Source organism: Marinobacter sp. UBA2688 (assembly GCF_002352785.1).
Taxonomy (GTDB): domain Bacteria; phylum Pseudomonadota; class Gammaproteobacteria; order Pseudomonadales; family Oleiphilaceae; genus Marinobacter; species Marinobacter salarius.
Genome location: NZ_DELU01000022.1, coordinates 41,123 through 65,647 on the forward strand (window position 1 = coordinate 41,123; position 24,525 = coordinate 65,647).

15 protein-coding genes are annotated in these 24,525 nt (G+C 49.9%); 3 read left to right on the forward strand and 12 right to left on the reverse strand.

Annotated elements, in window-relative coordinates; genetic code table 11:
• Window position 1 precedes the first annotated feature (1 nt).
• Window positions 2-8,131 (reverse strand): malectin domain-containing carbohydrate-binding protein, encoded by an 8,130-nt coding sequence (locus tag B3M52_RS10365; RefSeq protein ID WP_286749526.1) that lies wholly within the window; start codon window positions 8,129-8,131, stop codon window positions 2-4.
• A gap of 164 nt (window positions 8,132-8,295) precedes the next feature.
• The gene (locus B3M52_RS10370; protein WP_273633665.1) at window positions 8,296-9,270 is read right to left on the reverse strand and encodes a glycosyltransferase family 2 protein; all 975 of its coding nucleotides are present in this window, start codon (window positions 9,268-9,270) and stop codon (window positions 8,296-8,298) included.
• Window positions 9,271-9,443: 173 nt separating this feature from the next.
• Between B3M52_RS10370 and B3M52_RS10375 the strand changes: the two genes are divergently transcribed.
• From B3M52_RS10375 to B3M52_RS10385, 3 genes are all read left to right on the forward strand, one after another.
• Window positions 9,444-10,178, forward strand: coding sequence for an aspartyl/asparaginyl beta-hydroxylase domain-containing protein (locus tag B3M52_RS10375; RefSeq protein ID WP_269399920.1), 735 nt, complete (start codon window positions 9,444-9,446; stop codon window positions 10,176-10,178).
• 29 nt (window positions 10,179-10,207) lie between these two features.
• Entirely contained in the window at window positions 10,208-11,542 is a 1,335-nt protein-coding gene (locus tag B3M52_RS10380; RefSeq protein WP_269399921.1) for an O-antigen ligase family protein, read from the forward strand.
• A 200-nt stretch (window positions 11,543-11,742) separates the two neighbouring features.
• Window positions 11,743-12,774, forward strand: coding sequence for a hypothetical protein (locus tag B3M52_RS10385; RefSeq protein ID WP_269399922.1), 1,032 nt, complete (start codon window positions 11,743-11,745; stop codon window positions 12,772-12,774).
• Window positions 12,775-13,016: 242 nt separating this feature from the next.
• Here B3M52_RS10385 and B3M52_RS19995 read toward each other — a convergent pair whose 3' ends face one another.
• From B3M52_RS19995 to B3M52_RS10435, 10 genes are all read right to left on the reverse strand, one after another.
• On the reverse strand, window positions 13,017-14,030 hold the full coding sequence (locus B3M52_RS19995) for a glycosyltransferase (protein ID WP_337946988.1): 1,014 nt from the start codon (window positions 14,028-14,030) through the stop codon (window positions 13,017-13,019).
• 223 nt (window positions 14,031-14,253) lie between these two features.
• Window positions 14,254-15,447, reverse strand: coding sequence for a CoF synthetase (locus tag B3M52_RS10395; protein WP_269399924.1), 1,194 nt, complete (start codon window positions 15,445-15,447; stop codon window positions 14,254-14,256).
• A gap of 202 nt (window positions 15,448-15,649) precedes the next feature.
• On the reverse strand, window positions 15,650-16,492 hold the full coding sequence (locus tag B3M52_RS10400; protein ID WP_269399925.1) for a polysaccharide deacetylase family protein: 843 nt from the start codon (window positions 16,490-16,492) through the stop codon (window positions 15,650-15,652).
• Window positions 16,493-16,649: 157 nt separating this feature from the next.
• Window positions 16,650-17,537, reverse strand: coding sequence for a glycosyltransferase family 2 protein (locus B3M52_RS10405; RefSeq protein ID WP_269399926.1), 888 nt, complete (start codon window positions 17,535-17,537; stop codon window positions 16,650-16,652).
• A 2-nt stretch (window positions 17,538-17,539) separates the two neighbouring features.
• A complete protein-coding gene (locus B3M52_RS10410; RefSeq protein ID WP_269399927.1) occupies window positions 17,540-18,880 on the reverse strand; it encodes a phenylacetate--CoA ligase family protein in 1,341 nt (446 codons plus the stop codon).
• Window positions 18,877-19,983, reverse strand: coding sequence for a glycosyltransferase (locus tag B3M52_RS10415; RefSeq protein WP_127401454.1), 1,107 nt, complete (start codon window positions 19,981-19,983; stop codon window positions 18,877-18,879). Before B3M52_RS10415 ends, B3M52_RS10410 begins: the two co-directional genes overlap by 4 nt.
• Window positions 19,980-21,104 (reverse strand): glycosyltransferase, encoded by a 1,125-nt coding sequence (locus B3M52_RS10420; RefSeq protein ID WP_127401456.1) that lies wholly within the window; start codon window positions 21,102-21,104, stop codon window positions 19,980-19,982. The genes B3M52_RS10415 and B3M52_RS10420 overlap by 4 nt, the downstream gene beginning before the upstream one ends.
• A gap of 10 nt (window positions 21,105-21,114) precedes the next feature.
• Complete coding sequence (locus B3M52_RS10425; RefSeq protein WP_075196119.1) at window positions 21,115-22,272, reverse strand: glycosyltransferase family 2 protein; 1,158 nt, start codon at window positions 22,270-22,272, stop codon at window positions 21,115-21,117.
• Window positions 22,273-22,303: 31 nt separating this feature from the next.
• A complete protein-coding gene (locus B3M52_RS10430) occupies window positions 22,304-23,209 on the reverse strand; it encodes an XrtA system polysaccharide deacetylase (protein ID WP_075196120.1) in 906 nt (301 codons plus the stop codon).
• A 47-nt stretch (window positions 23,210-23,256) separates the two neighbouring features.
• Entirely contained in the window at window positions 23,257-24,465 is a 1,209-nt protein-coding gene (locus tag B3M52_RS10435) for an outer membrane beta-barrel protein (protein WP_286749528.1), read from the reverse strand.
• Window positions 24,466-24,525: the final 60 nt, after the last annotated feature.

A 24,525-nucleotide genomic window follows, 5' to 3' on the forward strand; every position in this document is an offset into this window, starting at 1 on the left:
CTTAGCGGCCACCGTCGATCTCAAGCAGATACATCTCCAGTTCAACCGCCTCTTGCTCCGTGACCGTTACATTACTGTGTCGCAGGATTGCTTCCGCTATCGTAAGCGCAGAGCCATCATGCAGATAGGGTGCTGTCGCCCACAAGTGATTCAGTGTGGGTGTATCAAGACCGTAAACCGGTCCTCCTGAGGCATTACCGGTGACAGCTGTAATAGTTCCGACATCATGCACTACTCCGGAGGGAGAGTCTGTGCCTTCGCTACCAGAGTGGCAGCCTGCACATCCTTCTCTCTGGAAGACGCCCTCACCTGCCTGGCCTGCAGCCGACAGATTCCCGTCGTAGTAGGGTGAAGCGGGAATCGCGGTAAGCGACTCCACGTACGCTGCAACGGCATCCAGTTCAGCATCGTAGCCCTGCTTGGGTGCACCCATTGGATCCTCTACAACAGCAAAGTCCCCGTCCTCCAGGAGCCCCGTGCCGCCGGCCAGTGAGCGGATCTGATTTTCGAAGTCCTGAACCTCGTCAAAGTTGCCGGTCCAGTGCAAACGCCCGTGGCCAGAGCCTCGGCCCAGCAGACCAATAGTATTCCTCAACCCTTCGCCAAAGGTGCTCAGGTCCCACGTCCGGCCATCCTGACCGCCATCGTTATGGCAGGATGCGCAACTCATGTAGTTGTCCCTGGCCAAACGATCGTCGGCGGCATCGTAGAATAGCTGTTTTCCAAGAAGTACTGTTGGGGAAAGCGCTTCCTGCGAGACCAATGACGTTGACCCAACGGCAACAGTCGCACTTACGTCACCGTTGAGAATGGCTTTCAGGTCAAAGGTTGTCAGCGCGCGGTCCATGAAGTCATGGACATACAGCACTTCACCATCCGGCGACAGCGCAACGCCCTGCGGTGCACGCCCCGTATCCAGCCTGGTCAGTTCGAACCCACTGATTACGTCGTAAACAACCACTTCCCTACTGGTTTCAAGTGCAACGAACAGATAACGGCCATCGCCGGTAAACGCGGCACCGGTCGCAACACTGGCGTTGTCATGATCGATACGAACGCCAGGGTTCTCGGTCAGGTTCGCAAGATTAACCCGGGATGTAACGGCCCTGACAGTCTGGTCAAAGGTCATACCGGCGCCGCCTCTCAGACCGCCAGACAGGATATTGTCCTGTTTGGAGGGAACATAGGCATAGCTACCATCCGGTGACAGCACAGGAGCATTCAGGTAGTTGGGCAGCCCCGGACCAGAGCTCTCAGAAACGCCCTTGTTCAGATATCCCAGGGAGACAGTCGATGTATGGGCCAGGGAGGCGGCATCCAACACAAATATTTCCGCATTGGCGTTTTGTACATCCGGAGACAGTCCATCCTCTCCTGGAACAAACGGCGTTACGAAGTTGGTGGCGTAAACCCGGTCACGGCCCACATCAATCGCCAGGTGCCGTACCCTGCCATCCAGCATGGCGGAACCCAACGTCTGATCCGTTGCAACATTCAACCTCAATACCTGCCCCAACGCCTCAAGGGCGACGTACAGCTCATGAGATCCCGGGCGGAACACAATGCCATGAGGCTGGGAAGCCATCGGAAGAGTCTCCGTCCTGACAACCTGATAGGTGTCAGGATCAATCGCGTTCAGAGTGCTGTCACCTTTATTGGCAACCCAGACGTCACCTGAAACAGGATTAACAGCAACCGCGCTCGGCTTGTCCCCGACGGGCACTTCGACAACCACATCGCCGTCATCGACAAGCGTCACCGAGTCGTTATCCGGATTGACCACCCAGACTCTCCGTGAACCCGTATCGCGTTCGGTCACCAGCGTGGTGGAGTTAAGTACCTGGGGCGCACTCTCCGCATAACGGGAAGGATCATTCGGATACGCGTCAGTATTGTCTCCTACACCATCGTCATCCGTATCGGCCCAGTTCACAGAGTTATTCGGGAAGACATCACGATTATCTCCAACACCGTCACCATCGCTATCTGCATACTCACCGGAATTTTCCGGGAAGGCATCCAACGCGTCTGGTACGCCGTCATTATCAGTGTCCACTGCAAAGTCCCGTGGGTAAAGCGTCATGACCTCCTGGGCATTGATTTCAGCACCATTATTGAGGGCACCGGCAACCACGAACAGTTCGTTTCCGTAGCGGGCACCGCCAGGTGCATTCCGTGCGATGCCCAGGCTGGGCAGGGTGCGCCAGTTTCCGGTCACCACATCCAGAGCCTCAACATTGGAGTGAGCGCCCGCACCGCTCTCGCCGGCAGCAACAATCAGTTCAGAGCCCTGCTTGATCATCGCTATTCCACCCCTTGGCGTCGGAATATCACTGTCCAGAGTGCTCCATTGCCCGGTTTCGAAATCAAAGACATCCACCTCGGGAATGGTATCGCTTACCGGGTTGCCGAGGTTCACCGAGGAACGCCGGCCTCCAACTACGTATAGCTTACCGTTGGCCACAGCAGCCTTGTGATGGTCCCTTGCGCGCGGGGCATTCGGAAGCTGCGTCCACGTTTTGTTGACGGGGTCATAAACGTCAAACCACGGCACCCAGCCCGCGTTATGACCGCGGGTGTTCCCGCCGACTACGTAAATCTTGCCCTGATAATTGACCGCGGCAACCGAGCCTCTCCGGCGCTCCGCCGGGATCACAAACTCAGTTTTCCACTGAGTTGGTTGGTCAGGATCAAAGCTGTAGATTTCAGGCACACCGGTTTCTGCAGGGAAACCACCTTCAAGCGCACCAACAACGAAGATGCGACCGCCCACCTCAACGCTCTGATAGTGATGCAGCCTGAGCTCCTGCTGGGATTCGTCGACCGGCACACCATGTTTGGTCCAGGTATTGGAGATGGCATTGTACTCGTCTATTGAGCGGCTACCGCGCCCCCCCGTCAGATAGAACCGCTCCTTGAACGCTATGTAGTCGTTCTCATGACGGGCATCCGCAGACCCGCTCGCCGGCGTACGAACAGCCCAGTCAGAGGGTTGTTCAGGGTCCCCAGAACCATCGCCCGGGTCGCTGGAAGTATCACGCACCACCTGGATGGTATAGCCCTCTGACGGCACACCATTTTCATCCAGCGCATACAGCCAGTAGTAACCTGGGATCACAACATTCGGATTCGGATTCAGCTCCAACTGGTATCCAGAAGCCTGCTGGGTGAACTCAACAGGAATGAACCGCTGATCGGTGTTTATCGAATGGGTTGTTCCCTGCAAGCGAATCATGTTGAAAGCCGTCGCACCGGATGAAACCTGAACCGATAAGGTCTCTCCGGCGCTGACCACTGTGCTATCAACTGAAACTATCTCGAGGCGACTTGCATCGCTTCCATCCGTGTTGAAAAGATAATCAGGGGAATAGAACTGAGCATCCTGATGATTTGCATCGCAAGGTCCGCAGGCGCCGCCACCACCAGAAAATACCCGTCCGTCCTTCATAAGAAGCGCAGTTGAGTGGTAATTCCTCGGGATCTCAAGGCTGTTTACAACTGTCCAGGCCTCAGTTTCCGGATCCCAGATCTCTGCAGGAAGAATCGAGCCCCAATCATCCCAAAGCTTGCCCTCTGTGGTACCACCTATTATGAGTACCCTTCCGTCTGGCAGAACCACTGCATCGTGGAAGGTCCTCTTGAAATTCATTGGTTCGATTTCCGTCACCACAGGTGCGGGCCCATTGATATCAACCATGATGGCGGTATCAGAAGACGGATCATCACTCGATGGATCGTTACCGCCGGTAATCAGAATCTTGCCCACGTCGTACATGACAGCGGAACCGAACATCCTTGCCTGATCGCCACCAAGCCTTGCACCGATTTCCTCCACGGAGCCCTGTCCTTCAGTGCCAAACCAGCGCATGGTTTCCATGGGGCCAGACTGGAAAACGTTACCATCCGGCGCCACGTGCATAAACGCATACCATTGCATGCTCGCCGTCTGGTTCTGCCAATGCTGTTGGCTATTCACCAGATTCTGCTCATCCACCAGGCCCTGCATATTCGCACCCGGGGTATTTGTCCATTGGTTCGTCACGCTGGAGTAGATTTCCGACGTATTGGCCGCACTTCGGGCAAAGGTTGTGAACACCCGGTCATCCGGCATGGTTAATGTCGTCGGATACCAGCGAGCCTTATCCATGTCATCCAGAGGTACCCAGGACATGGTCTCAATATCAAACCGGCTGGTTTTCTTGGTGTCCGGGTTGCCGCCAGAATTGAAGATTGAACCGTCTTCAGTCAGGGCAATACCGGAACAGAACTGATTATGTGTTTCGTTGTCCACACCCACGAACACACCAGTCTCGGGGTCGTAAAGGCTTGCGGTGCTCTTTGTACCCGTATCGGTTATCTCGGTTCCACCAACCCAGGTCAGCAATTTGCCGTCAGGAAGATGTGCTGCCGAAACCGGTATTTCCGGCCACTGAATAACCTCTCCCCACTCTCCGCCGATGTGCGGCTCGTAAACGACCGGGGTGGAAACCTCTCCGTGCAGGCGATCCGTTACAGCTGAGAACTCCGCAATATCAAATGAGTACTGCTGGACACCTTTGACGCCAGCGAACTCAACAACAGCCCCGCCGGTATTCTCAAAGTAGAGAACTTCAATCTGATGCAACCCTTCTTCGAGGAAAAGCACTGCCTCGCTGTGGTCCACCGCGCGTGTCAGGTCGTCATTAACGACAACGTTGCCATTTACCGTCAGGCGTACACCATCATCACTTCTGACAAGCAGGCTGTATTCTCCTGACTCAGGGGCGTAAACCTCCCGAGTCGCCAACATCGCGAAGTTGTTTACAAACGGGAAGCTCTCGCCAGCAGCAAAGATGGCCTCGCTGCCGGAAGTACCGTCGGTAAAGCTGATCTCATGAGTCTCGAAAGCGACGCTTTCGTATTGAGTGGCGTTATCAATCAAGGCCTGGGCATCCGCCAGGCTATCCACAACACCATCGCTCTTCACGAACTGAACCTGGTAGAGACTGCTGTAATACTGCTGGGTTGGATCGTTAGGATAAGCGTCACTGTTGTCCCCAACGCCATCCCCATCTGAATCAGAGGCTTCCGTTGGGTCAAACGGGAACGCATCATTCATATCGACGATACCGTCGCCATCGGAATCCAGATTCGCGTCGCTGTTGTCCCCGACTCCGTTCTCATTGACGTCCGCCCATTCCGTCGGGTCGTTGGGGAACACATCGGAATTATCCCCGAAGCCGTCTCCATCGCTGTCCAACCACTCATCTGGATTGTTGGGTAATGCGTCTTCGCTGTCAGGAACACCATCACCATCCGTGTCGAAGTCTCCGGTACTTGGTGAGATACAAAACGCTGAGAGTTTTGGCCAATCTGCTATAGCACCGAAACCAATTTCGACCGCGTTGTCAGTGGTTTGGGCGAGATAACGCTTGGTTATGGCTGTTTTCGGGCCAACCTCATCAATAATGTCGAAACCGCTGGTGGTCAATTCGTTCTCGACATAGATATCGAAAACACGGCTGCCAGGGCCACCTGAGGGCGTTCCAACCTGGTAATAGATTTCCGCAAACATCAACTCAACAACGTAGTCTCCCACTGCAGGAACCGGAACTGCGTAGCTGAAGTCCCCCCAACGCTCACTTCTAAACAGTTTGTCATCGTCGGTGCCAGCAATACTGTAATTATTGGGGCCGCCAGTATCTCCGCCAGAAAAATGGGCATCCGCAATGAACTCTGTGCCATCGGTCGCCACATAGCTTCCGCCACCAACGTTCACACACATCTGGAACCCATCAATGTCACCGAAGGGTGTGGGGTCAGCATTATCACCGACGCCATCACCATCGCTATCAAGCCACTCGGTGGGATCACCTGGGAATGCATCCTGATTGTTGTTGTAGCCATCTCCATCACGGTCAGGATCGCTATTGTCACCGATACCGTCGCCATCCAGGTCAGACCACTCTGCCGGATCGGCCGGGAACACGTCGGTATTGTCTCCAACGCCATCTTCATCACTGTCCAACCACTCAGCTGAATCAATCGGGAAAACGTCCTGGTCATCCGGAGTGCCATCGCCGTCATAATCGCCATTGGTTTGCCTGACACAAATGGCCGACACCTTGGGCTCGTTGGCAACTGCATTGAACGAGATATTGATTGAGCCGCTGCTTGAACTGGTGAGATAGTGCCTTGTTAGCGCCGTCTTGCTAGGCACGTCCGCCAGGATATCGAACCCGGGCTCCAGGACATTGCCCTGAACAATGATGTCGAAAACCCGGCTGCCAGCACCGCCAGTTGCGACCGTGGACTGGAAGTAAATCTCTGCAAACTCCAATGACGCAATGTAGTTTCCGGACTCAGGAACCGGTATGGAATAGGCGAAGTCGCCCCATCTCTCTGAATGGTAAAGGGTATCGTCGGCCGTACGGTCTATCTCATACACATGACTGGCTTTCGAGCCACCATTAAAATGGCTGTCGGCTATATAGAGGGTTTCATCAGCCGCGGAGTATTCCGGCCCACCCACATTTACACACATCTGGTGGAGAGGCTCATCTCCGCCGGTTCCACCACCGTTGTCTCCACCATCACTTCCTGGATTCTCCCAGGCGGTGGGGTCATCCGGGTAGTAATCATCGGCATTGGCAACACCATCACCATCGCGATCCGGGTCCGAATTATCTCCCACTCCATCACCATCAAGGTCGGACCATTCTGACGCATCATTCGGGAAGAGATCCGAATTGTCACCAACTCCATCTCCGTCCGAGTCAACGGTTTCATTGGGATCAGAGGGAAACGCATCCTGAGCGTCGGGCACACCATCACCATCGGAGTCAGCGCCCACGATTTCGGTCACACAGTAGGCTGAAAGCTTTGGCCAGTCTGTAATAGCACCGAAATCGACATCAATTTCGCCATCCTCGACAACAGCCACATGGTCAAGCTGGGTTGCTGACTTGCTGCCTGCTGCCGCAATTATGTCGTACTGTTCCGCAACGGTTTCACCCTCTACGAACACATCAAATACCCGACTACCAACTCCGCCAGATGAAATCCTCGCCTGATAGTAGATTTCGGCAAAGTAAAGTTCGACCAGATAAGAACCTGAAACAGGAACAGGAATGTTGTAACTGAAACTCTCCCAACGTTCCGTATGATAAAGGACATCATCCAAGGTATTGGCTATGGATTGCTTATGAGTGCCGGTTCTGCCCCCGAGGAAATGGGTGTCAGCCTTGAAAACAGTGCCGTCCTGAGCAGTGAACTCCGGGCCCCCAACGTTCACACATTCCGCAACACTCGCTAGGGAGGGAGTTGGATCAGAGTTGTCACCAATGCCATCATTATCGCTATCCAGCCACTCCGACGGATCCTCCGGGAACGCATCGTTATCATTAGCGAAGCCATCACCATCCATGTCAGGGTCGCTGTTATTCCCTACGCCATCACCATCCATGTCCGCAGATTCTGTGGCATCGAATGGGAACGCATCTGCATTGTCGCCAATACCATCCCCATCGCTATCGAGCCATTCCGTACCATCAAATGGAAATACGTCGTCGCTGTCACTATAGCCGTCGCCATCGAAATCACCGTTGCTAGGGAAAACACACACGGCCGACAGTTTGGGAAGATCTGAAATTGCGCCGAAACTGATGTTTACAGAGCTGCCGCCCACCTGAGAAAAATAGCTCCGGGAAACCGCTGTTACGCTTGCAGCCTGCTCGATTATATCAAGCTCGGATTCTACTTTTTCGCCCTGGATGTAGACATCGAAAACCCGGCTACCCACACCACCGGTTGTGGTGGTGGACTGGTAATAAATCTCTGCAAAATGAAGTGTCGTGATGTAGCTGCCCGCGGTCGGTACGGGAATCTGGTAACTGAAATTGCCGTATCGCTCCGATTGGAACAGCGGGTCGTCGTCCGTAGCGGCAATGTTGTGAGCGTGGGCCGCAATATCGCCACCAGAGAAATGGGCATCGGCGATAAACTGGAAGCCCTGAGACGAGGTGTAGGCGCCTCCCCCAGCGTTGAGACAGATGAGCGGCTCGCCAAAATCAGCTGCGCTTGTGATTCCCGTCCAGAGTAGCGCCAGCATAAATGTGATCGTTGGCTTGAAGGTGTTCCGTTTTGCGCCCATGCCCTAGCCTCTCCTTTGGACAAAACTCATCTCCAAAGGATCGCTGCAAAGCCTGTACCATTAAAACAAAAGGTTCGGACTTACAGTAGACAAAAGCCGCAAAAGGTCGTTGTGAAAAAGCTCAATGTAAAGAAAGCTGACGACCAAAAAGCTCGGTCGATCCGCTAACGAGCCCGCCAATTCTTGAGCTGCCTGATTCTTGCAGCCAATCTGGAGCCAAGAAAGGACAGCAGATAGAGCTTCAAAGCCGTGGAGTTAATAGAAGCACTCAGTGCCTGTATGGCTTCCGCTCTGCATCGTCCCATTTCACTCTTCTGGAAGCTTTCGTAGGCCAACGCACAGTAGTTGTCTGAAACCAAGGAACGGATACTCCGCGCAAATTCATCGTCAAGTGGATTGTCCAATTGCCTTTCCAAAACTTTTATTTTCGAGGGGGTGCGTTTTCTTGCACTGCCCTTGGAAATGCTTGAACTTCCAATACGATAAGCGTGGTAGCAGCCAGGCAAAAACAGGACCACCTCTTGGCGCGTCACCCGGAACCACAGATCCCTGTCGTCCCCATTGGTCAGCGATTCATCAAACCCCCCAAGCCGATCAAACACCTTTCGGGGAATAACGACCCCCGATGTACCAATATAGTTCTCGCTCCCGAGAGCACGATAGGCCTCCGGAGGTTCAATTCTCACGCACGCCTCATCTTTTGCACAAAACGGACCGGTGAACGTATAACTATCCAGGAACCGGGAACTCAAAACATTTCCGAGTTCATCAATTGTCGAAAAATTGGTGAACAGCAGACCAGCATCCGGATAGTGTGAAAAAGCCTGACGGGTCGCCTCCAACTTTCCCGGAAGCATGATATCGTCTGAGTCGAAAAGAGCGATGAGCGAGCCGTTTGCCTCCCTTATTCCGCGGTTTCGCGGGCTTGCAGGCCCCCCGCTGTTAGCCTGTCTTACATAGCGGACTCGTGACGTAGACCAGCCCTCCATAACATCGGGAGTTTCATCGGTCGATCCGTCATCGACCACAATGATTTCATCATGCTCGGACAGCTGCGGGACGATGCTCGCCAGAGTCTCCGGTAGAGTATTCGCCGCATTGAAGCTTGGAACAATGATACTGAAACTGAATTCTTTCACGTGCGCTAACTCCCTGTGAACGACGGAATTCTACACTAATGGTTAAAAGGCTGGAGAGAAACTATGAATTGCGGACGTCTACAACAAAAACAAAAGCAGACAGTGCGAAAACCACAGAGGTTGAGATAGACTTACTTCCATAGACCACCCCTGCGAGTTCGAAGGAGCTGAACATGTACACTTGGTGCGATCTGACCAAACAACTGCCTTTCGCCATCAACATCGACGAATTGCGGCGGGAGCTTGATCAGCTGAAGGATGACAGCTGGCTGGAGCACTATGATGTAACCCTCTCACGAGGCTGGAAATCCATACCACTAGTTTCTAAAAACGGGGAAGCAAGTGGACCAGAGTCACAACGTGCCGCTCCATATGAGGAGATGAAACGGACTGAGATTTGCGCTGACCTCCCGGCATTCTCTTCGCTTCTGGATTCTTTTCATTGCCCTCAAGGCCGCATCCGTATTACCCGACTGGATCCTGGCTCTGGGATCGATAAACATCGTGACATCGGCCATGAAGTGGCAAATCTCGCATTCCGAAAGGTTCGTCTCCATATCCCTATCGAAACAAACTCCGGCGTCTATTTCTGGGTCGATGGCGAAAAGATCAAAATGGATACTGGTCGACTTTACTATGTTAATTTTTCAAAGCTGCATTACGTGATGAATGACGGCGATTCGCCTCGCTATCATCTAGTCATGGACCTCGGCGTAAACGATTGGTTGGAACAGTTTTTCCCTAAGCCCAGCCCTACTGATCGAGTCGAAATGGCATTCTATCGAGTAACGTTACCTTTGTTTTGGTATCTGAGGAGAAAGAAAGTAATTTGGACGACCAAATTTTGGCAGAACTACAACGGCTCATGGCTTCAGCGATTCCGACATAGATACTTTCCAAAGACATAAGTCCGAAGTCACCAATTGTCGATCTACTTATGAAATCAAAGTATAGAAGCTCACACGAAGTAGCAGAGAGTAGTAATTCTCAACAAAGCTACAACGCAAAACCAAAAGAACAAAGGCTATTTGTTTATTTAACCTGTATATACATTTTTTCTTGGTATCTTCAAATTGGGCTGCGCGTAGATTTCCTCGGAACCATTCGATTCGAGTTTATTCTTGGAGCCTTTTTAAGCGTTTGCGCAGCAATTAAACTACTAAATGAAAAAAAGTCTACTCCTCTAAAAGGACCAGTAATATTTTTTTTCTCGGTTGTGGCCTTCTATACGGCCTTTTCTTACGATCACGCTCAGTCTTGGAATATCTTCTTCAACCGCGTAGTGAAGTTCTCCATGCTTGCTGCGTTTATCGCCGCATTTGTTCGCACCGAGTGGGCTCTAAAATTAATAATAGGTGCCTTTCTTCTAGCGATGCTAAAGATGGGCCAAGAAGGATTTATGGGCACATTGACAGGTGGGATGGTTTGGCAAAATCAAGGTATTCCACGCTTGCATGGAGTAACCCCTCTTTATAGGCATCCAAATTCATACAGTGGTATGGCTGTTGGTTGCTTGCCATTCATCTTCTACCTCTATCCTATCGCGAACCGCTGGCAAAAGGCCCTTCTAGGCCTTTTGTTGGTATTCTCGATAACCATTATAGTTTTTACCGGCTCAAGAACTGGTTACGTAGCCACAGCCCTTCTAGGACTCTATTTCTGGCGTGAAAAGCTACGCTTACACAAATTTAAGTACACTTTAATAGGGCTTCTTGTAATATTAGTTGCGTACCTTGCTCTGCCTGAAGCCTATGTAGGACGGATTCAGTCGATTTTTACACTAGAAGAAGCAGAGGGTTCGTCATCTGACGCCCGAATCCAAATAATGAAAGATGCAATTTTAGTTTTTTTATCTAATCCTTGGGGCGTCGGGGTCGCTGCATTTCCAAGCGTAAGAATTGATATGTTTGGAAGGTTTCAAGATACCCATAATCTATACCTTGAGCTATTAACCAACATGAGCATATTAGGAATATCTGCCTTTTTCCTTTTTGTGCGTAGAATAATTGCAGTTAATCAAAAAATCGCCAATACGCCGAACCAATCACCATTTATAAAAGCAATGTCGAGAGCCATCATTGCGTTCATATATGCTCGTCTTTTTTTGGGATTGTTTGGGATGGACACCTACGAAATCTACTGGTGGTTTTCATTAGGTATATCTATTGCAATATATCGCATAAATGACCAAAACAGCCATACCGATGTATCGAATAGTAATATTGAATCCACTCTTACCGCAAAACGTTATATGCAAAAAGCTTTCAATTAGTAGAGTGAGCAAAAAATCCGGACTAAACTGACGGTATGTCTAATTTCGAGTCCTAATGCAAACAAAAACACACAAAGCGTTACAGGCGGAAACCGGAGATTGGTACGTAATTCCAGATGCCTAGGCACTTCTAAGGATAGGCTAAGTGGCTGGTGCGATACACAGACATAGTTGCCTTACTATGAGAATGAGGAATTGAGATGAGACTCAGGTATAGCGTTATAACCAACCTGGTAATTTTGGCGTCACTTGCTTGGGCACCTGCTTTAGCTTTTGGTGCACCGAATGTGCAAAGTGTTACTACAGATCAAGCAGATGGTCAGACATTGATTATTACAGGCAGTAATTTCGAGTCTGCTGAGTTTCCAATAATTCTGGATACTGCAGATGACTGGCAGGTGGTTCAGCAAAACGATAGTTACAGCACGCTATCGCCTTCGGAACTTTGGTCTGAAGAGGGATCTGCGTGGGCCACACCCCTTGAAGTAGTATCGGGTACCGGACCCTTAGGAGAGCAATCAAATAGACTTTATTACGGAAAAAGAAAGAGTTACAACCGCTACTTCACACCGTTCCAAGACGAAAACAATAACTCTCTGTACGTGTCTTGGTGGTTCAAACCTTCCGAAAGCCCAAATGCTGCTGGCGGATCTAATAAATTCATTAGAATATGGGACGATGACGGCGGAAATAACACAAGAATCTCATGGACGAACATGCACCTAACATATTCGACTGGCGACTTGGGGCTAGAAGGCGTGGAATGGGGCACTTGGTCCGGCGACGAAAACAAATGGAATCTAATGGAGATTTACGTCGACTCAAGTAACAACTCTATAAGAACTTGGGTAAACGGAGATTTGCTTCACAACGTGAAGGATTTCAGAAAGTCTCCGATAAACAAAGGACTTAACGCTAAGCTTATTGGATTTGATCCGAGCGTGTCAGACCCATATCAGAATTTGGAGTTCCACATCGATAATATATACGTCTCCCAGAAGCCAACAAGAGTGGTAGCCTCGCTACATAAGACTTGGGATAGAGCAAAATCAGAGCATTTAGCACTTTTCCCAAGAAAGTGGACAACGACGCGAATACATGTAGACGCAGAAGAAATTTTGGATGATGGGCAGAGCTACTATCTATATGTAGTAGATCAATCAGGTGCTGCAAACCAAAACGGTGTCACCCTTTGTCCGAAATGCCCTGCGCGGATAGAGCTTAGATTATAGCTATCATAACTCGATAGCTCAAAATGGGGGCATAGGAAAAGCCTTGCCCCCCTCCTTCTTGCAGGTCAGTAGCAGACTCCATTCCATAGCGGCGAAATTTCAACCTACAAACGTTTAAAAGACAAAAGCGCTTTTGTCTTTATGAATGAAAACCATATACATAAAAAATATTTCTAAACTCTAATTAGCCATATCGTTATTGGAGGAATAACATCGATATCTCTAGAAGAGGCATTCCGAAATTAATCCAAGCAGCCTATTTTATATTTCAAGCGATCAAATTTCTTGGACCATGACTCCACTAAATATGGCTTGTATTCAACCAAATCAGATTTTAGTTCATTGTTGACTTCTTTTGATAAGAGAATATTTTTATAAATATCATCTTTTGTAGGCCTGGTATATAAACAACCACTTCTGAAATAATTTCTGATTATCTTCGTATCAGACAGAATCATAGGCCTCTCTAGAGCAACAGCTTCATAAGAGCCACAATTTAATATATCGTTTTTTAGTGTGAGTATAACGATCACATCTGAGTAGTGCATTAACGCTTGGTATTCTTCTTCACTGATAAAACCCGTTAATATTATTCCACTCTCTTTGAGTTTTTCCACGTCCAATACACTAAATTTTTTTCGATAGTTTCCTGTTAGATAAACTCTAAAGTCGCTCGGCAATTCTCGAGAGGCTTCAATTATTTGAGAAATCGGTTCATCTGAGCTGAAAGTTGAAACAACCATCACATGAAAATAAGGCGTGTCATAGTCCATAAAGTAAGGAGGGTTCTGCGTACTAGCTAAAAACATATCTGGCACTTTATCTTCTAGGATAAAAGCCTCACCACCTAACCTCTCAACTAATTCTTTCAAAAATCCATTTGTCACAATAGTTAGGTCCGAGGCCTTGACAGTATATCGGCTAAGCCAATGAAATATTTGCCATTTTATGTTATTCGAGCGAGAATATTCCATTTTAAAGTTCGAATGTCGATCCACTACCAGCCTAAATCTCATTATTTTTCTCATAAGTGATAAGAAAAACGTGAGAACAATAGAAGGGTTCTGGCAAAAAACAATATCGGGATTCTTATTAAGAACAAAAAAAACAGTTCTAAATATTAAATATGGATAACGAATAAACCTAGATGCATTTAGTGAAAATAAGCAAAATTCTGCATCTAGACCTTTTGCGAGCTCTCGAGATCGTCTATGATTTTCCCAGCATATCCAAACCTTTGATTGCGACTCACTCATTACTCACTATCCATTTTCGACTAGTTTATCCAACAGGTTATGAAAACTAATTTTCCTGTGATTAGCACTCTACCAACTCTACTATCTTAAGAACAACAGCCTTCATCTATTCTCTATGCACTTTTCGTTAACCATCTGAATTTCGATAACAACTTACTAGTGACCCCTTAAGATATCGGAATTAAAGTGCACTTACGTTTGTCTGACATATAATTTCACAGATTCAAACAATAATATTTTGTGTAAAATAATTTCTCTTTTTATTCGCTTTCAATTCAGAGAATAATGATACGTTAATGTCAACTCTAACACCTTCGATACGATTAATCTCTCTCTCAATATAAACTTCTAGATCGCTCACATCACTCTCCCGAACACCACTAATAAACACATCAAGCTCAGAATACTTGGACTGCACAAGAGAAAATATAAAAGCCTCATTTGATTTTTTTGTATACCCATCAATTATCTTAGAGAATACGGTAGCATGAATTTTTTCGCGTTCCGTAATATAAAAAAACCTGTCTGACGTCCTACCGTGCAATTGTTCTATGAAATCAATGCTACCTATTTTTCGACAAGAAACTTTGTCAATGGAAAAGGAATCGCCTAATTGGTATCGAATTATATGTTGAGTGGCTCTAGATACATCGGAAACTAACCCCTCGTGCTCATCTAAAATTAGCCAAGGATTGACTAAATGCCTATGACCGTCTGCGCACTCGAATGCGATCACATCAAATTCAGTAGAACCATATTCTTCGGCAACAGGCGCCTTAAAGGCTCGGGAGATATAAGATTTTTGAGCGGGGAGAATCGTCTCCGCGGTACAAACCACACATTTAGGAGGCAAAAAGTCAAAATTCGTATCAGCCAGAGTCTTAGCGGCTTCAAGCAATAGTGACGAATAGCCATATATATAATCTGGTTGCCACTCCATCATGCTGACAATTTCTTCCCTTGCATGAGAACCCACGGGATGAAAAATCCGCCTGTTCATCACGGCACTTTTGAGCCGTGACGTTAAACCAGATTCAGGTCTCCCCCATAGCCTCGCCTCTCTCTCTCCAAGTTTCACACCATAATGCCGGAAACAATAATCCCGAATGCCGAGCATCCGGCCAAGTTCTATTCGGTTAACCGTAATATGGGTGGGCTCTCCTGTCGTCCCGGCAGTATGGCGGTTAAATGACCAATGCCTGGTGGACCGGCCTTTACTGTCACGTTGTTCTCTCAGAGCTTTCTTTGAAAGAGGGGGGGATTCATAGAGCTGCGTCAAGCTCGTAACCTCGTCACCACAAGCGTTCAGTGGACGGTTAACCTTGAGCTGATTTTCAACTTTTTTCAACCTTTCAGTTTCGGGAAGCGCCCATAACGCCTCTACTTCTTTTCGCCATTTCGTTACGGACAACCCCATTGCAATAAAAAAAAACCTACTAAGTAAATACCGCAGTCTCCGCATTGCCCGTAATATCCTGTTATCGAAATCTAGTTAAATGGTTCTTATAAATCTGTACTTTCGGTCTTTTATTTTTTAACTTTTCGTAAAAATCTACTAGTGGACTCAATGTATACAGTGTTAGATCGCTCAACAGTTCCCAAAAAGCGATTTTAGTTTCCTATCGGTTGGAATTTAAGTACGTTAAGCCAAATAGGGTCTTCTCGAGTGAACTGGTCGAGGAGCTTACGGGATAGCGATTGATGGCCCATCGGTCGCCCAAAGTATCCGCACCTGGAAATGCGGCAACTGCATACTCATAGCCTGCATCACGAACCTCGGACTTTATCCTCTCATTGAAATCAACTTGTTGCCCATTGGGGTAGCAAAATGCTCGAACGTTACAAGCCAATCGCTTTTCTATCAAACTACGTGAATAGAATAACTCCCTCTGTAACTCAGAACCCTCCAGCTGTGTTAAAATTGGATGACTGTGTGAATGGCTCCCGATATCCAACCCTCCTGCGACCATCTCCCTAATTTGCTCCCAGGTTAATGGCCGATAGACAGTTGGAGCTTTATTCGGCTTTTCAACGTCCAGAAGCCGGAAAAGATTATCTATCAGTTCAAGCTTCTCTATGTTCGATATCACCATGCAGTGATCTGCTATCTGGTGCCAGCATTGTTCAGGCTCCACAGCAATATTCAATACCTTGGGGATATTAGGTAAATAGAATTCCCTTATTCTTGTATTATCGAGTGCATAACGTATCTGGTCTGGCCAAAGCCAGAGATCTCCCTCTACAAACCCTGTTGTCACGAAGAGAGTGGCTGGTATATCTAGTTCTTTAAGTACCGGGAAAGCATAGTCAGCGAAGTCATGGTAGCCATCATCAAAGGTTACTACGACAGCATTTGTTGGCAAGCAAGCATTGTCATTTGCATTAACGAGCTCATCCAAAGTTATCACATTGAATGACTGTTTTATCATTTTCATTTGCTGGCGAAAGATATCAACGGTCATACCGGTTCTGTTCTCGGATGCACCTATTCTATGGTACATGAGAACTCTCGGGTGCCACCGTGTAAGATATCTAGCTACCGCCAGGCCGCCCAACGGCCTACAAACGCGATAGATCAGTTGATTTAGGCCCATAACCCCTTCCCGACTAAGTACATAATTAGATCCGTCTTAGCAACAACTTCGCCAGGGCTTTCCATGCGAACATATAGAAAAAGTCATGGCGTAAGCCCATCAGGATATCCTTGAAAGGCTCTGAAAACGTCTTTTCGCCATGTGCCACAGACATGCCACGACTTACATACATATCCGACCAGGCACGAGCCTGCAGCTTGATCGGTACTGCAGTAGGATTGTTGGTTATGAACTTTTTTAGGATTCGAAAAGCATTATCGTAACGACCACGATAGTTTTTAGACATCTGTCCTGGCCATATACGATAGATATAGGTTTTTTCCTCCGTATACTGAAACCTCCAGTCCATGGAGTATCTTAGCCAAAGGTCCCAATCGATTCCCATTGGCAGATCTTCGTCGAAATACCCATTTTTCTCCAGACACTCCCTGCGTATAACCGCTGTGCCAAACGGAACGAAATTTTTTATAATCAGGTGATTGGTTACCTCGCCACTATATCGCTCATAAGGCTGAGGTTTATCAATTGTCTTGCCGTTTTGGTCTATGTACGAAACCTCGCTGTAGACCACCCCGGTATTTTGAACCTCAAACAATGGCATCTGTACGCTCAATTTCTCTGGGTGCCAGATGTCATCGGCATCGCAGAATGCAATGAAATCGCCGTTTGCCTCCTTGAGGCCACGATTCTTTGCTTTGGGCTGGCCGCGATTTTCCGTAGGTAGGTACCTCACTCGGCCATTGCCCTCAAACCGCTTCATTTGTTCTGGCGTATCGTCCGTTGAGCCGTCGTCTACTACTATCACTTCCAGGTTTTCCCACCTTTGAGCTAGTACGGAGTCAATAGCCTCTGGAAGGTACTGGCCCATGTTGTATGTCGCTATAACAACGCTTACCAGAGGCTGATCATTCATTCTTATACCTTGCATATTGAGAACCGGTACTTACCAGACGCTTCCTGAGGGATATTTGAGACATCTTTGATCTCGAGTTCTACGCTGTCGTCAAACACTTCCCGCATGGCGCTTATAAGTCCCGTGTCCGTATGTTCGTTGAAATCCTGACCTTTGACGCGATTGATAATCACGTGGTCCAGCGCATCCTGAACGAGCTGCATCTGCTCGATGCCCGGCACTTTGGTCAAGGTACGTTCCACCAGCGATATGCCGGCTACCTGCCCGCCTGCAGGCAATTTGAGAAAATCCGCTACCCTCCCCTCAAGGCGCTCAAGAATAGACATCCCCCGTCCACAGCTACAGGTTTTCTCGGTATACACGCCTACATCCTCAACCCGGTAACGAATGAGTGGCATGCCGCGGTTATTCAGGTCCGTTACAACGATCTTACCGGGTTCGCCAGGCTTCACCGGGCGATTATTGGCATCCAGAAATTCCACATACACATGCGGTAGATTGAGGTGCATACCCTGGTGCTGTTCGCACTCGCAGGCAATCAGTCCAACTTCCTCGCAACCATAGCGATTCGTCACCGGGCAGCCAAAGGCTTGTTCAATCACTCTCCGTTCATGGTCGAGTAGCATCATGGATGTGGCAACAATCCCGTCCGGCTTCAAATCCTCAATGCGATTGGATACCAGGTAGTTCGCAAAGATGAAGATTGAATGAGCGTGCCCAAATACGGCGCCTGGTTGCTCTCTGCGCCATCGTTCCACAAACTCTCCCATGGATTTGTCATTCAGGTCCATGGTGTCGAGATAGATTGTGCGGTCAAGGAGGTGAAGACGCAGTTTCTGTTTCAACGTTTCCGCAACGGGAGGGTTACCCCAAACCGAGGCCTTCTTCATTCCAAGGTCCCAGCCCGCCCATCGATCAGCCATCAACTGGGCACCATTACGGCGTTCCTGGCAGGCTTCGTCGAAGTACAGATTCAGTGAAACACCGGTGGACCCACCAGTTTTGGCCATTACCAGATCGGTCTTGCTGAACTCGTCGCTTACAAACTGGTCCAGGTTGTTGCGGATATCCTGTTTGGTGGTTACCGGAACCGCCTCGAAAGCCGCTTTCGAGTTGATGGCGCCCGGCTCAATACCTTGCTCGGCAAACAGCTTTCTATAATGAGGGCTGTGGTTCGAAGCGTAAATTAACATGTCCTGAAGTCGCTTGAACTGAAGGTCCAGCAGCTTCTGGCGTGGCCACCACTGTTGCTCTTCGAGAGTTTTCCATTCCCGAAGTCGCCCGCTACGGTCTTTCAAGTCCCATAGCGGGTAAAAAATATGTTTGGAGAGTGTTCGCATCATATCTCGACCATCCCTGGTTCAATTTGGCGGTAAAGTTCAACGTGTTTGGCTACCATCGCTTTCATGGAGTACTTGTCAGCCAATTGTGATTGAGCGGCTTTCCCCATTTTTTCGCGCAGCTTCGGATTTTCCGCCAGTTTCCGTATTCGGTCTGCCAGAGCCTCAACATCACCAACGGGCACGAGGTAGCCGTTAAGGCCCTCTTCAACAATTTCCGGGTTGCCGCCGGTACGCGTGCAGACCACCGGCTTTCCACATCGCATGTACTCAATGATGGCATTGGAAAAGCCTTCTGTTTCCGAACAAAGTACGGCTATATCAAAGTCACGGATGTGGCGTTCAGGTTCGGGCTGACTCCCCAACAGATGGACGCGCCCTTCAAGCCCGAGTCGCGTTACCTGTTCCATATAGGCACTGGGATCACCGCCGCCGATTACGTTCAGTTTGAGATGCAAGCCTTCCCTGGCCAGTAGGCCAATCGCTTCAATCAGGTCTTCAATACGCTTAATCGGGCGAAGATTCGCAACGATACCCACGACAACCTCGGCCTCAAAACGACTTTCCCCGGAGGCTGTTACCTGCTCGCCAGACGAAATGTCGGGGTATCCATTGTAGATCACATGGATCTTTCCGAGTGGCATCTTCTCAAATCGGGACGTGATTTCAGCTACCGCTTTGCTGTTACATACGGCCGCGTGCACGCAGCGACCCGTCAGGCGTAGCGCCTTGAGATAGGTCCCGCTGTACCAGAAGCCCATGTCTCTTCTGGAGATGAGTGTTTTAAGGCCGGCAAGGCGCATCATGGGGGGAGCGATCACGGAAGTGTCGTTGAAAAAAGCATGGACCACGGAGAACCCCTGCTTGCGCAATAACCGGGCATACCTGTACATTTTGAACCAACTGCCGGGGCTGGAAATACTACCCACGCCGAGATCATGTACCGGCACCGGAAACATCCCGCTTCGGGTGTAATCCGTTCCGCGAAGCACAGCGAACTGTATGTCCCATCCCTGCTCCATTAGTCCATTGACAAGCTTCAGTACCTGGCTTTCGGTGCCGGCGTAAGGATTATCGTATCGATCCATGATAATACTAAGCTTCATTGGGTGACCTGTCTGTAAACAGCGAGATAGCTTTCCATCATCGCATTTGCCGAGTAGTCAGTTTCCACCCTGTTCCGGGCCCACTCGACCTGTTCGTCGACGCTGTCTTTGTGGTCAAGTACGGCTGCCAATTCGCCTGCAAGCTGGGATGCCCCTTCATAGCGGACTATTCGTCCGCCCGCACCATGGCCCAGTACCTTGTCGATTTCACCAACGTCGCACGCGACGATCGGGATTCCCACGGCCATTGCCTCCAGCAGCGTAATCGGGAGGCCTTCCGTCAGTGACGGCATGCAGAGCACATCGCTCCTTTTCATTACCGCTGGAACCTCGTCGACATACCCCGGTAGCTGAACGAAATCCTCCAGGCCGAGATCGGACACCTGCCTTTCCAACGCAGCCCGCTGTTTACCTTCGCCAATAATAATAAGGCCCAATAATTCATGGCTCTGCCTGAGCACGGCAAATGCATCCAGCAGGCGGACAAACCCCTTTTCTGCGGACAAGCGCCCTACTCCCAATACTATCGAATCAAAACGGCTCAGGAATCCGAACACAGCCTCAGCGGGCTCACTCGACGCAGACTCACGTATTGAACCTATGCTCATCCCGTTGGGGATCACTACAGTCTTCGAAGAACGGGCAATTTTCTCCGGAACCTGACGTTTCATTGCTTCGGAGACCAGCACAACACGCCGCAACCGCGCCAGGATCAGGCGATCTATCGTTTCGTATACCCAGGCCTTTGTGAATCGCTTCGCCCTTACGTAACCGTGCAGTGTAGCGATCAAAGGTATTTTCCGGATCGATTCGGGCCAAAGGCCCATGAGCACGTTGAACTTATAACCGTGTGAATGGAGGATCTGGTAGTTTTCGGATTGTGCCCAACGGAGTATGTCGCGGGCAGCCTTTAGATTGAATCCCGGGTTCATTCGCCAGGGAATTACCGGTATACCAAGACGCCTAGCTTCTACTTCAATGGGCTTGTTCTGAATACCAGTCTCACCGGCACTGAGAACGGTAGGTAACAAACCTGCGGCCATTTGCTCGGAAACCAGCGTCAACAACATCTTCTCAGCCCCGTAGAGACCGCCACTGTCAATCAGGTGAAGAACTCTCATGTTATCGGTATCAACCTTTCCTTGGGTTCCAGACTACTTTCTTTTCTCCCTTCAGAAACGCCATTGTGGCTTTTAGCGATGCGATGTTCAGCAAGAGGAAGTAATAGGGAACGGCATAAACAAAGGAGCTACTGCGGCCGCGCTCCTCGCCCTTACGTCCGAACCAGCCAAAGGCGTAGAGCAGCACCAGGCCGAAGAAACACAATGCGTAGAAGCCTCCCCGGGGGGCCAGCAGCAAGGCAGCCACCGTGAACGTTATCAGAGGAACAAACGCCAGATAGCGAAGCAGTTTGTGAGATACCATTTGCAGCGCAAACAGTCCGTAGTTAAAGGGGTTCATCAGATGTGCCATGTCCTTCAGGGCCCACAACGCTCGCAGACTCACTCTGACACGCATACTGAACTCGCTGACGCTCTCCTCGTTGGCATCTTCCTTCAACAGTGCCCTGGGCTCGTAGATAACCCGATACCCTTGTTCAACGACCTTCAGCGGTTGCACGAAGTCCGGGAGTTGGTCTGCTCGCAGGGACTGATAGAGCGACTTCCGAATGCCATCAATACCACCATCAACACCTACGACGGAGCCAATGGCAGACTCCTTTACCCGCAGCCAATTCTCATATTTCATGTAGGTGCTGCAGCCATCGCCCACCAGTGAACCATCAGCGGCCACGTAAACCATTTTTCCGGTCACATAGCCAACACCGTCATCAGCGAAGTTGCTCACCAGATGATTCACTGCGTTTTGGTCCCACTGGGAGTTCGCATCCGAGAACAGGATAATGTCACCTGTAGCGTTCGCAACCAACGTGTTCAAGCCGGCGGTTTTGCCTTGCCGGGGAACCTGACGAAAGAGTTTTATGCTGCGACTGGATGACTGAGCAACCCGTTCGACAATGCTGTCTGTGCCATCGTCTGATTCGTCAGACACTACCAGTATTTCAATTTTTTCGTCCGGATAGGCAAGTTCCAGCTTGTTGTTCAGTGTTGCCTCAATGCTGTCTGCTTCGTTATAAGCCGCGATAACAATGGTCACTGTGGGCTGATACGAATCGTCTGTGGAGATAGGCAAGCCTTGTATCTGGGCCAGTACCGACGCCAGTAACGGATAGCCCAGATAGATATAGAAAAGCAGCGCCAGCGAAAGCCAGAAAACCAGGGTTAGCATGATGTCTCATCCGTGAAGAAGGTCATTTCGTTCAACCCTCAAGCAAACGGGCAGTGCCCATCTCAGTCTGCCGGGGGCTGGCATCCCGGCCCAGCACACCCTGCTCGACGAGAACGTCACTCATCGTGGTGAATCGGAACCTTTTCAGCAGGTTAACCAGCCGCTGTTCACACACTTCCAGGTTATTGTAGTGCCTGAAACGAGAGAACCACTTTACGTCGAGCCGCGGTTGGCCAGGGTCGATTTCCCAAGGATGGAGGTAGAAGACGAAGGGCTTGCCCATACGGTTGATCGAGCCAAGCCCCCATTGGCTGAACCAATAGGGGAACAGACGGAAGTAGCCACCTCCGGCGATTGGAAGGGTGTAGCCCGGCAACTTCAAGGTGCTCAGCGGGAATTCGGCGATCTCCGAACCGTTGTCGGTTTTCAGGCGATGCGGCCATCTGGGTGTACCTGGCATTCCATACCGGTCATGGTGAACGGGGAAAATAGAGGAATCCCACGTGAACCCCTCTTCACACAAAATATCCAGTGCCCAGCGTGACTGGGCCGTGATGGAATAACTTGCAGCGCGATACCCGGTAACCGGTTCACCAATAATGTCTTCGAGGATAGCTCTGGATCTCCGGGTTTCCTCGCGGAACACCTCTGGCGTCTGTTTGTAGATAAGCTGATGGCTGTAACCGTGGCTCGCCACCTCGTGGCCGGCATCGTGTATACGACGGACCAGCGCGGGCGATTTTTCCGCAACCCAGCCAAGGGTAAAAAAGGTGGCTTTCGTGTTGTGATCATCCAATACGGAAAGAAGACGGTCGGTATTGGCCTCAACCCGATATTCCATATCGTGCCAGTCTTTCCGGTCGACGGCTTCGGCGAGCGCGGCTACCTGGAAATAATCTTCTACATCGATCGTAAGTGCGTTACTGATGGTGTTCATGAGTCATAGCGACGGTGCCGCCTCCTCTTGATATTCCGTGGCCAGGTTTAAAAGATCGCATAGGTGAGCCCCAGCGCTATCCAGTTCTCCGTGTATTCTCTGGAGACTAAATCACTGGTCCGTTGCTTATGACCAATCTGGCCAGACACGCTGAGATCTCTGCTTGCCTTGTAGGTTAACCCCACATTGGAATTGAACAGTTCGTCATCCTCGCCCTCATCCTCGTAGCGGTAATGCGTCATTGACGCGCCGACGTTGAAATCAAGCCTGGATCCAAGCGGGCGGGAGTAACGCAAAGATAGCCCGGCCCTTTCTTCCTTGTCGGTCGTCTGCAGGTAGTCAGACCGGCTGGCAGTAAGCCCGATATTGACCGAACTCGCATCACTGAACCGCTTACCCAGTCCGGCTTCCAGCGCTGTTACTTCAACCGTTGTCGTCTCTCGAAGATTGAATTCGAAATCATCGAACTGGATGTCAAAGTCAGAGGTCTGGTCGGTTAACTGCCTACTGGCTTGAAGATAGATTTCGGACGAAGGATTGAGCTCTCGCTCGAGCATCAGGTCACCGACGACCCCATCTGATTCCTGGCTCACGCCGCGAAACCTGCTTTCAATTCGGCTGTTGCCAACAGAACCGGACACTCGCATCGCTGGCCAGCGCTTGTTGAAAACAAGGCTGAGGGTATCCTTATCGATCTCCTCATCGGTATCCAGTTCCGCCCGATCTGTGCTGGCGCTGACCCCACCGGAAAACGTCGGACTGAACAGCCTGTTCCATGCAATTATGCCGATGAGCCGATCACTGTCGGTTTCTTCGGCCTCTTCGAATTGCGTATTTTCGTACTCGGCGGACAACTGAATACTGTCGCGAGGACTCAGTTTAATAGTGTAGTTGGGGCCGGTTCTGAAAACATTTTTTCGAGTGGTGTTGTCAGGCGTGGACGGCCCTCTGCTATCCTGGCTAACATCCCTCACATTATCGGAAACAGCCCAGTTGAGCTGGTGAGCAAGCTCGCACTCCCCGGAAAAATCGGCATTAGTGTAGGTTTCCGGATCAAAGGTATCACTGTGCCAGTAACCGTAACCCAACGTCGCTCCGAGGTTCGATGTGCAGCGACCGGGATCACTCTGATGGGACACGCTCACTCTCAAACGCGTTTCAGTGTCACTTTCCTCGTTGGATGGCGCCTCTCGGGCATTATCGCTGTGCCGATTGTCGATGCCTGCTGACATCTTTAAAGGCTCAGCGGTTGCCACCGAGGACACCGCGGTTGCGGCAGCAACGAAGAGTATAAAGGCTTCTCGCTTCCAGCGTAT

What these genes read in the sequence shown, in the direction of transcription:
- B3M52_RS10365 (WP_286749526.1), bottom strand. Translation starts at nt 8,131, where the DNA reads ATGGGCGCAAAACGGAACACCTTCAAGCCAACGATCACATTTATGCTG.
- B3M52_RS10375 (WP_269399920.1), top strand. Translation starts at nt 9,444, where the DNA reads ATGTACACTTGGTGCGATCTGACCAAACAACTGCCTTTCGCCATCAAC.
- B3M52_RS10380 (WP_269399921.1), top strand. Translation starts at nt 10,208, where the DNA reads ATGAAATCAAAGTATAGAAGCTCACACGAAGTAGCAGAGAGTAGTAAT.
- B3M52_RS10385 (WP_269399922.1), top strand. Translation starts at nt 11,743, where the DNA reads ATGAGACTCAGGTATAGCGTTATAACCAACCTGGTAATTTTGGCGTCA.
- B3M52_RS19995 (WP_337946988.1), bottom strand. Translation starts at nt 14,030, where the DNA reads ATGAGTGAGTCGCAATCAAAGGTTTGGATATGCTGGGAAAATCATAGA.
- B3M52_RS10395 (WP_269399924.1), bottom strand. Translation starts at nt 15,447, where the DNA reads ATGGGGTTGTCCGTAACGAAATGGCGAAAAGAAGTAGAGGCGTTATGG.
- B3M52_RS10400 (WP_269399925.1), bottom strand. Translation starts at nt 16,492, where the DNA reads ATGACCGTTGATATCTTTCGCCAGCAAATGAAAATGATAAAACAGTCA.
- B3M52_RS10405 (WP_269399926.1), bottom strand. Translation starts at nt 17,537, where the DNA reads ATGAATGATCAGCCTCTGGTAAGCGTTGTTATAGCGACATACAACATG.
- B3M52_RS10410 (WP_269399927.1), bottom strand. Translation starts at nt 18,880, where the DNA reads ATGATGCGAACACTCTCCAAACATATTTTTTACCCGCTATGGGACTTG.
- B3M52_RS10415 (WP_127401454.1), bottom strand. Translation starts at nt 19,983, where the DNA reads ATGAAGCTTAGTATTATCATGGATCGATACGATAATCCTTACGCCGGC.
- B3M52_RS10420 (WP_127401456.1), bottom strand. Translation starts at nt 21,104, where the DNA reads ATGAGAGTTCTTCACCTGATTGACAGTGGCGGTCTCTACGGGGCTGAG.
- B3M52_RS10425 (WP_075196119.1), bottom strand. Translation starts at nt 22,272, where the DNA reads ATGCTAACCCTGGTTTTCTGGCTTTCGCTGGCGCTGCTTTTCTATATC.
- B3M52_RS10430 (WP_075196120.1), bottom strand. Translation starts at nt 23,209, where the DNA reads ATGAACACCATCAGTAACGCACTTACGATCGATGTAGAAGATTATTTC.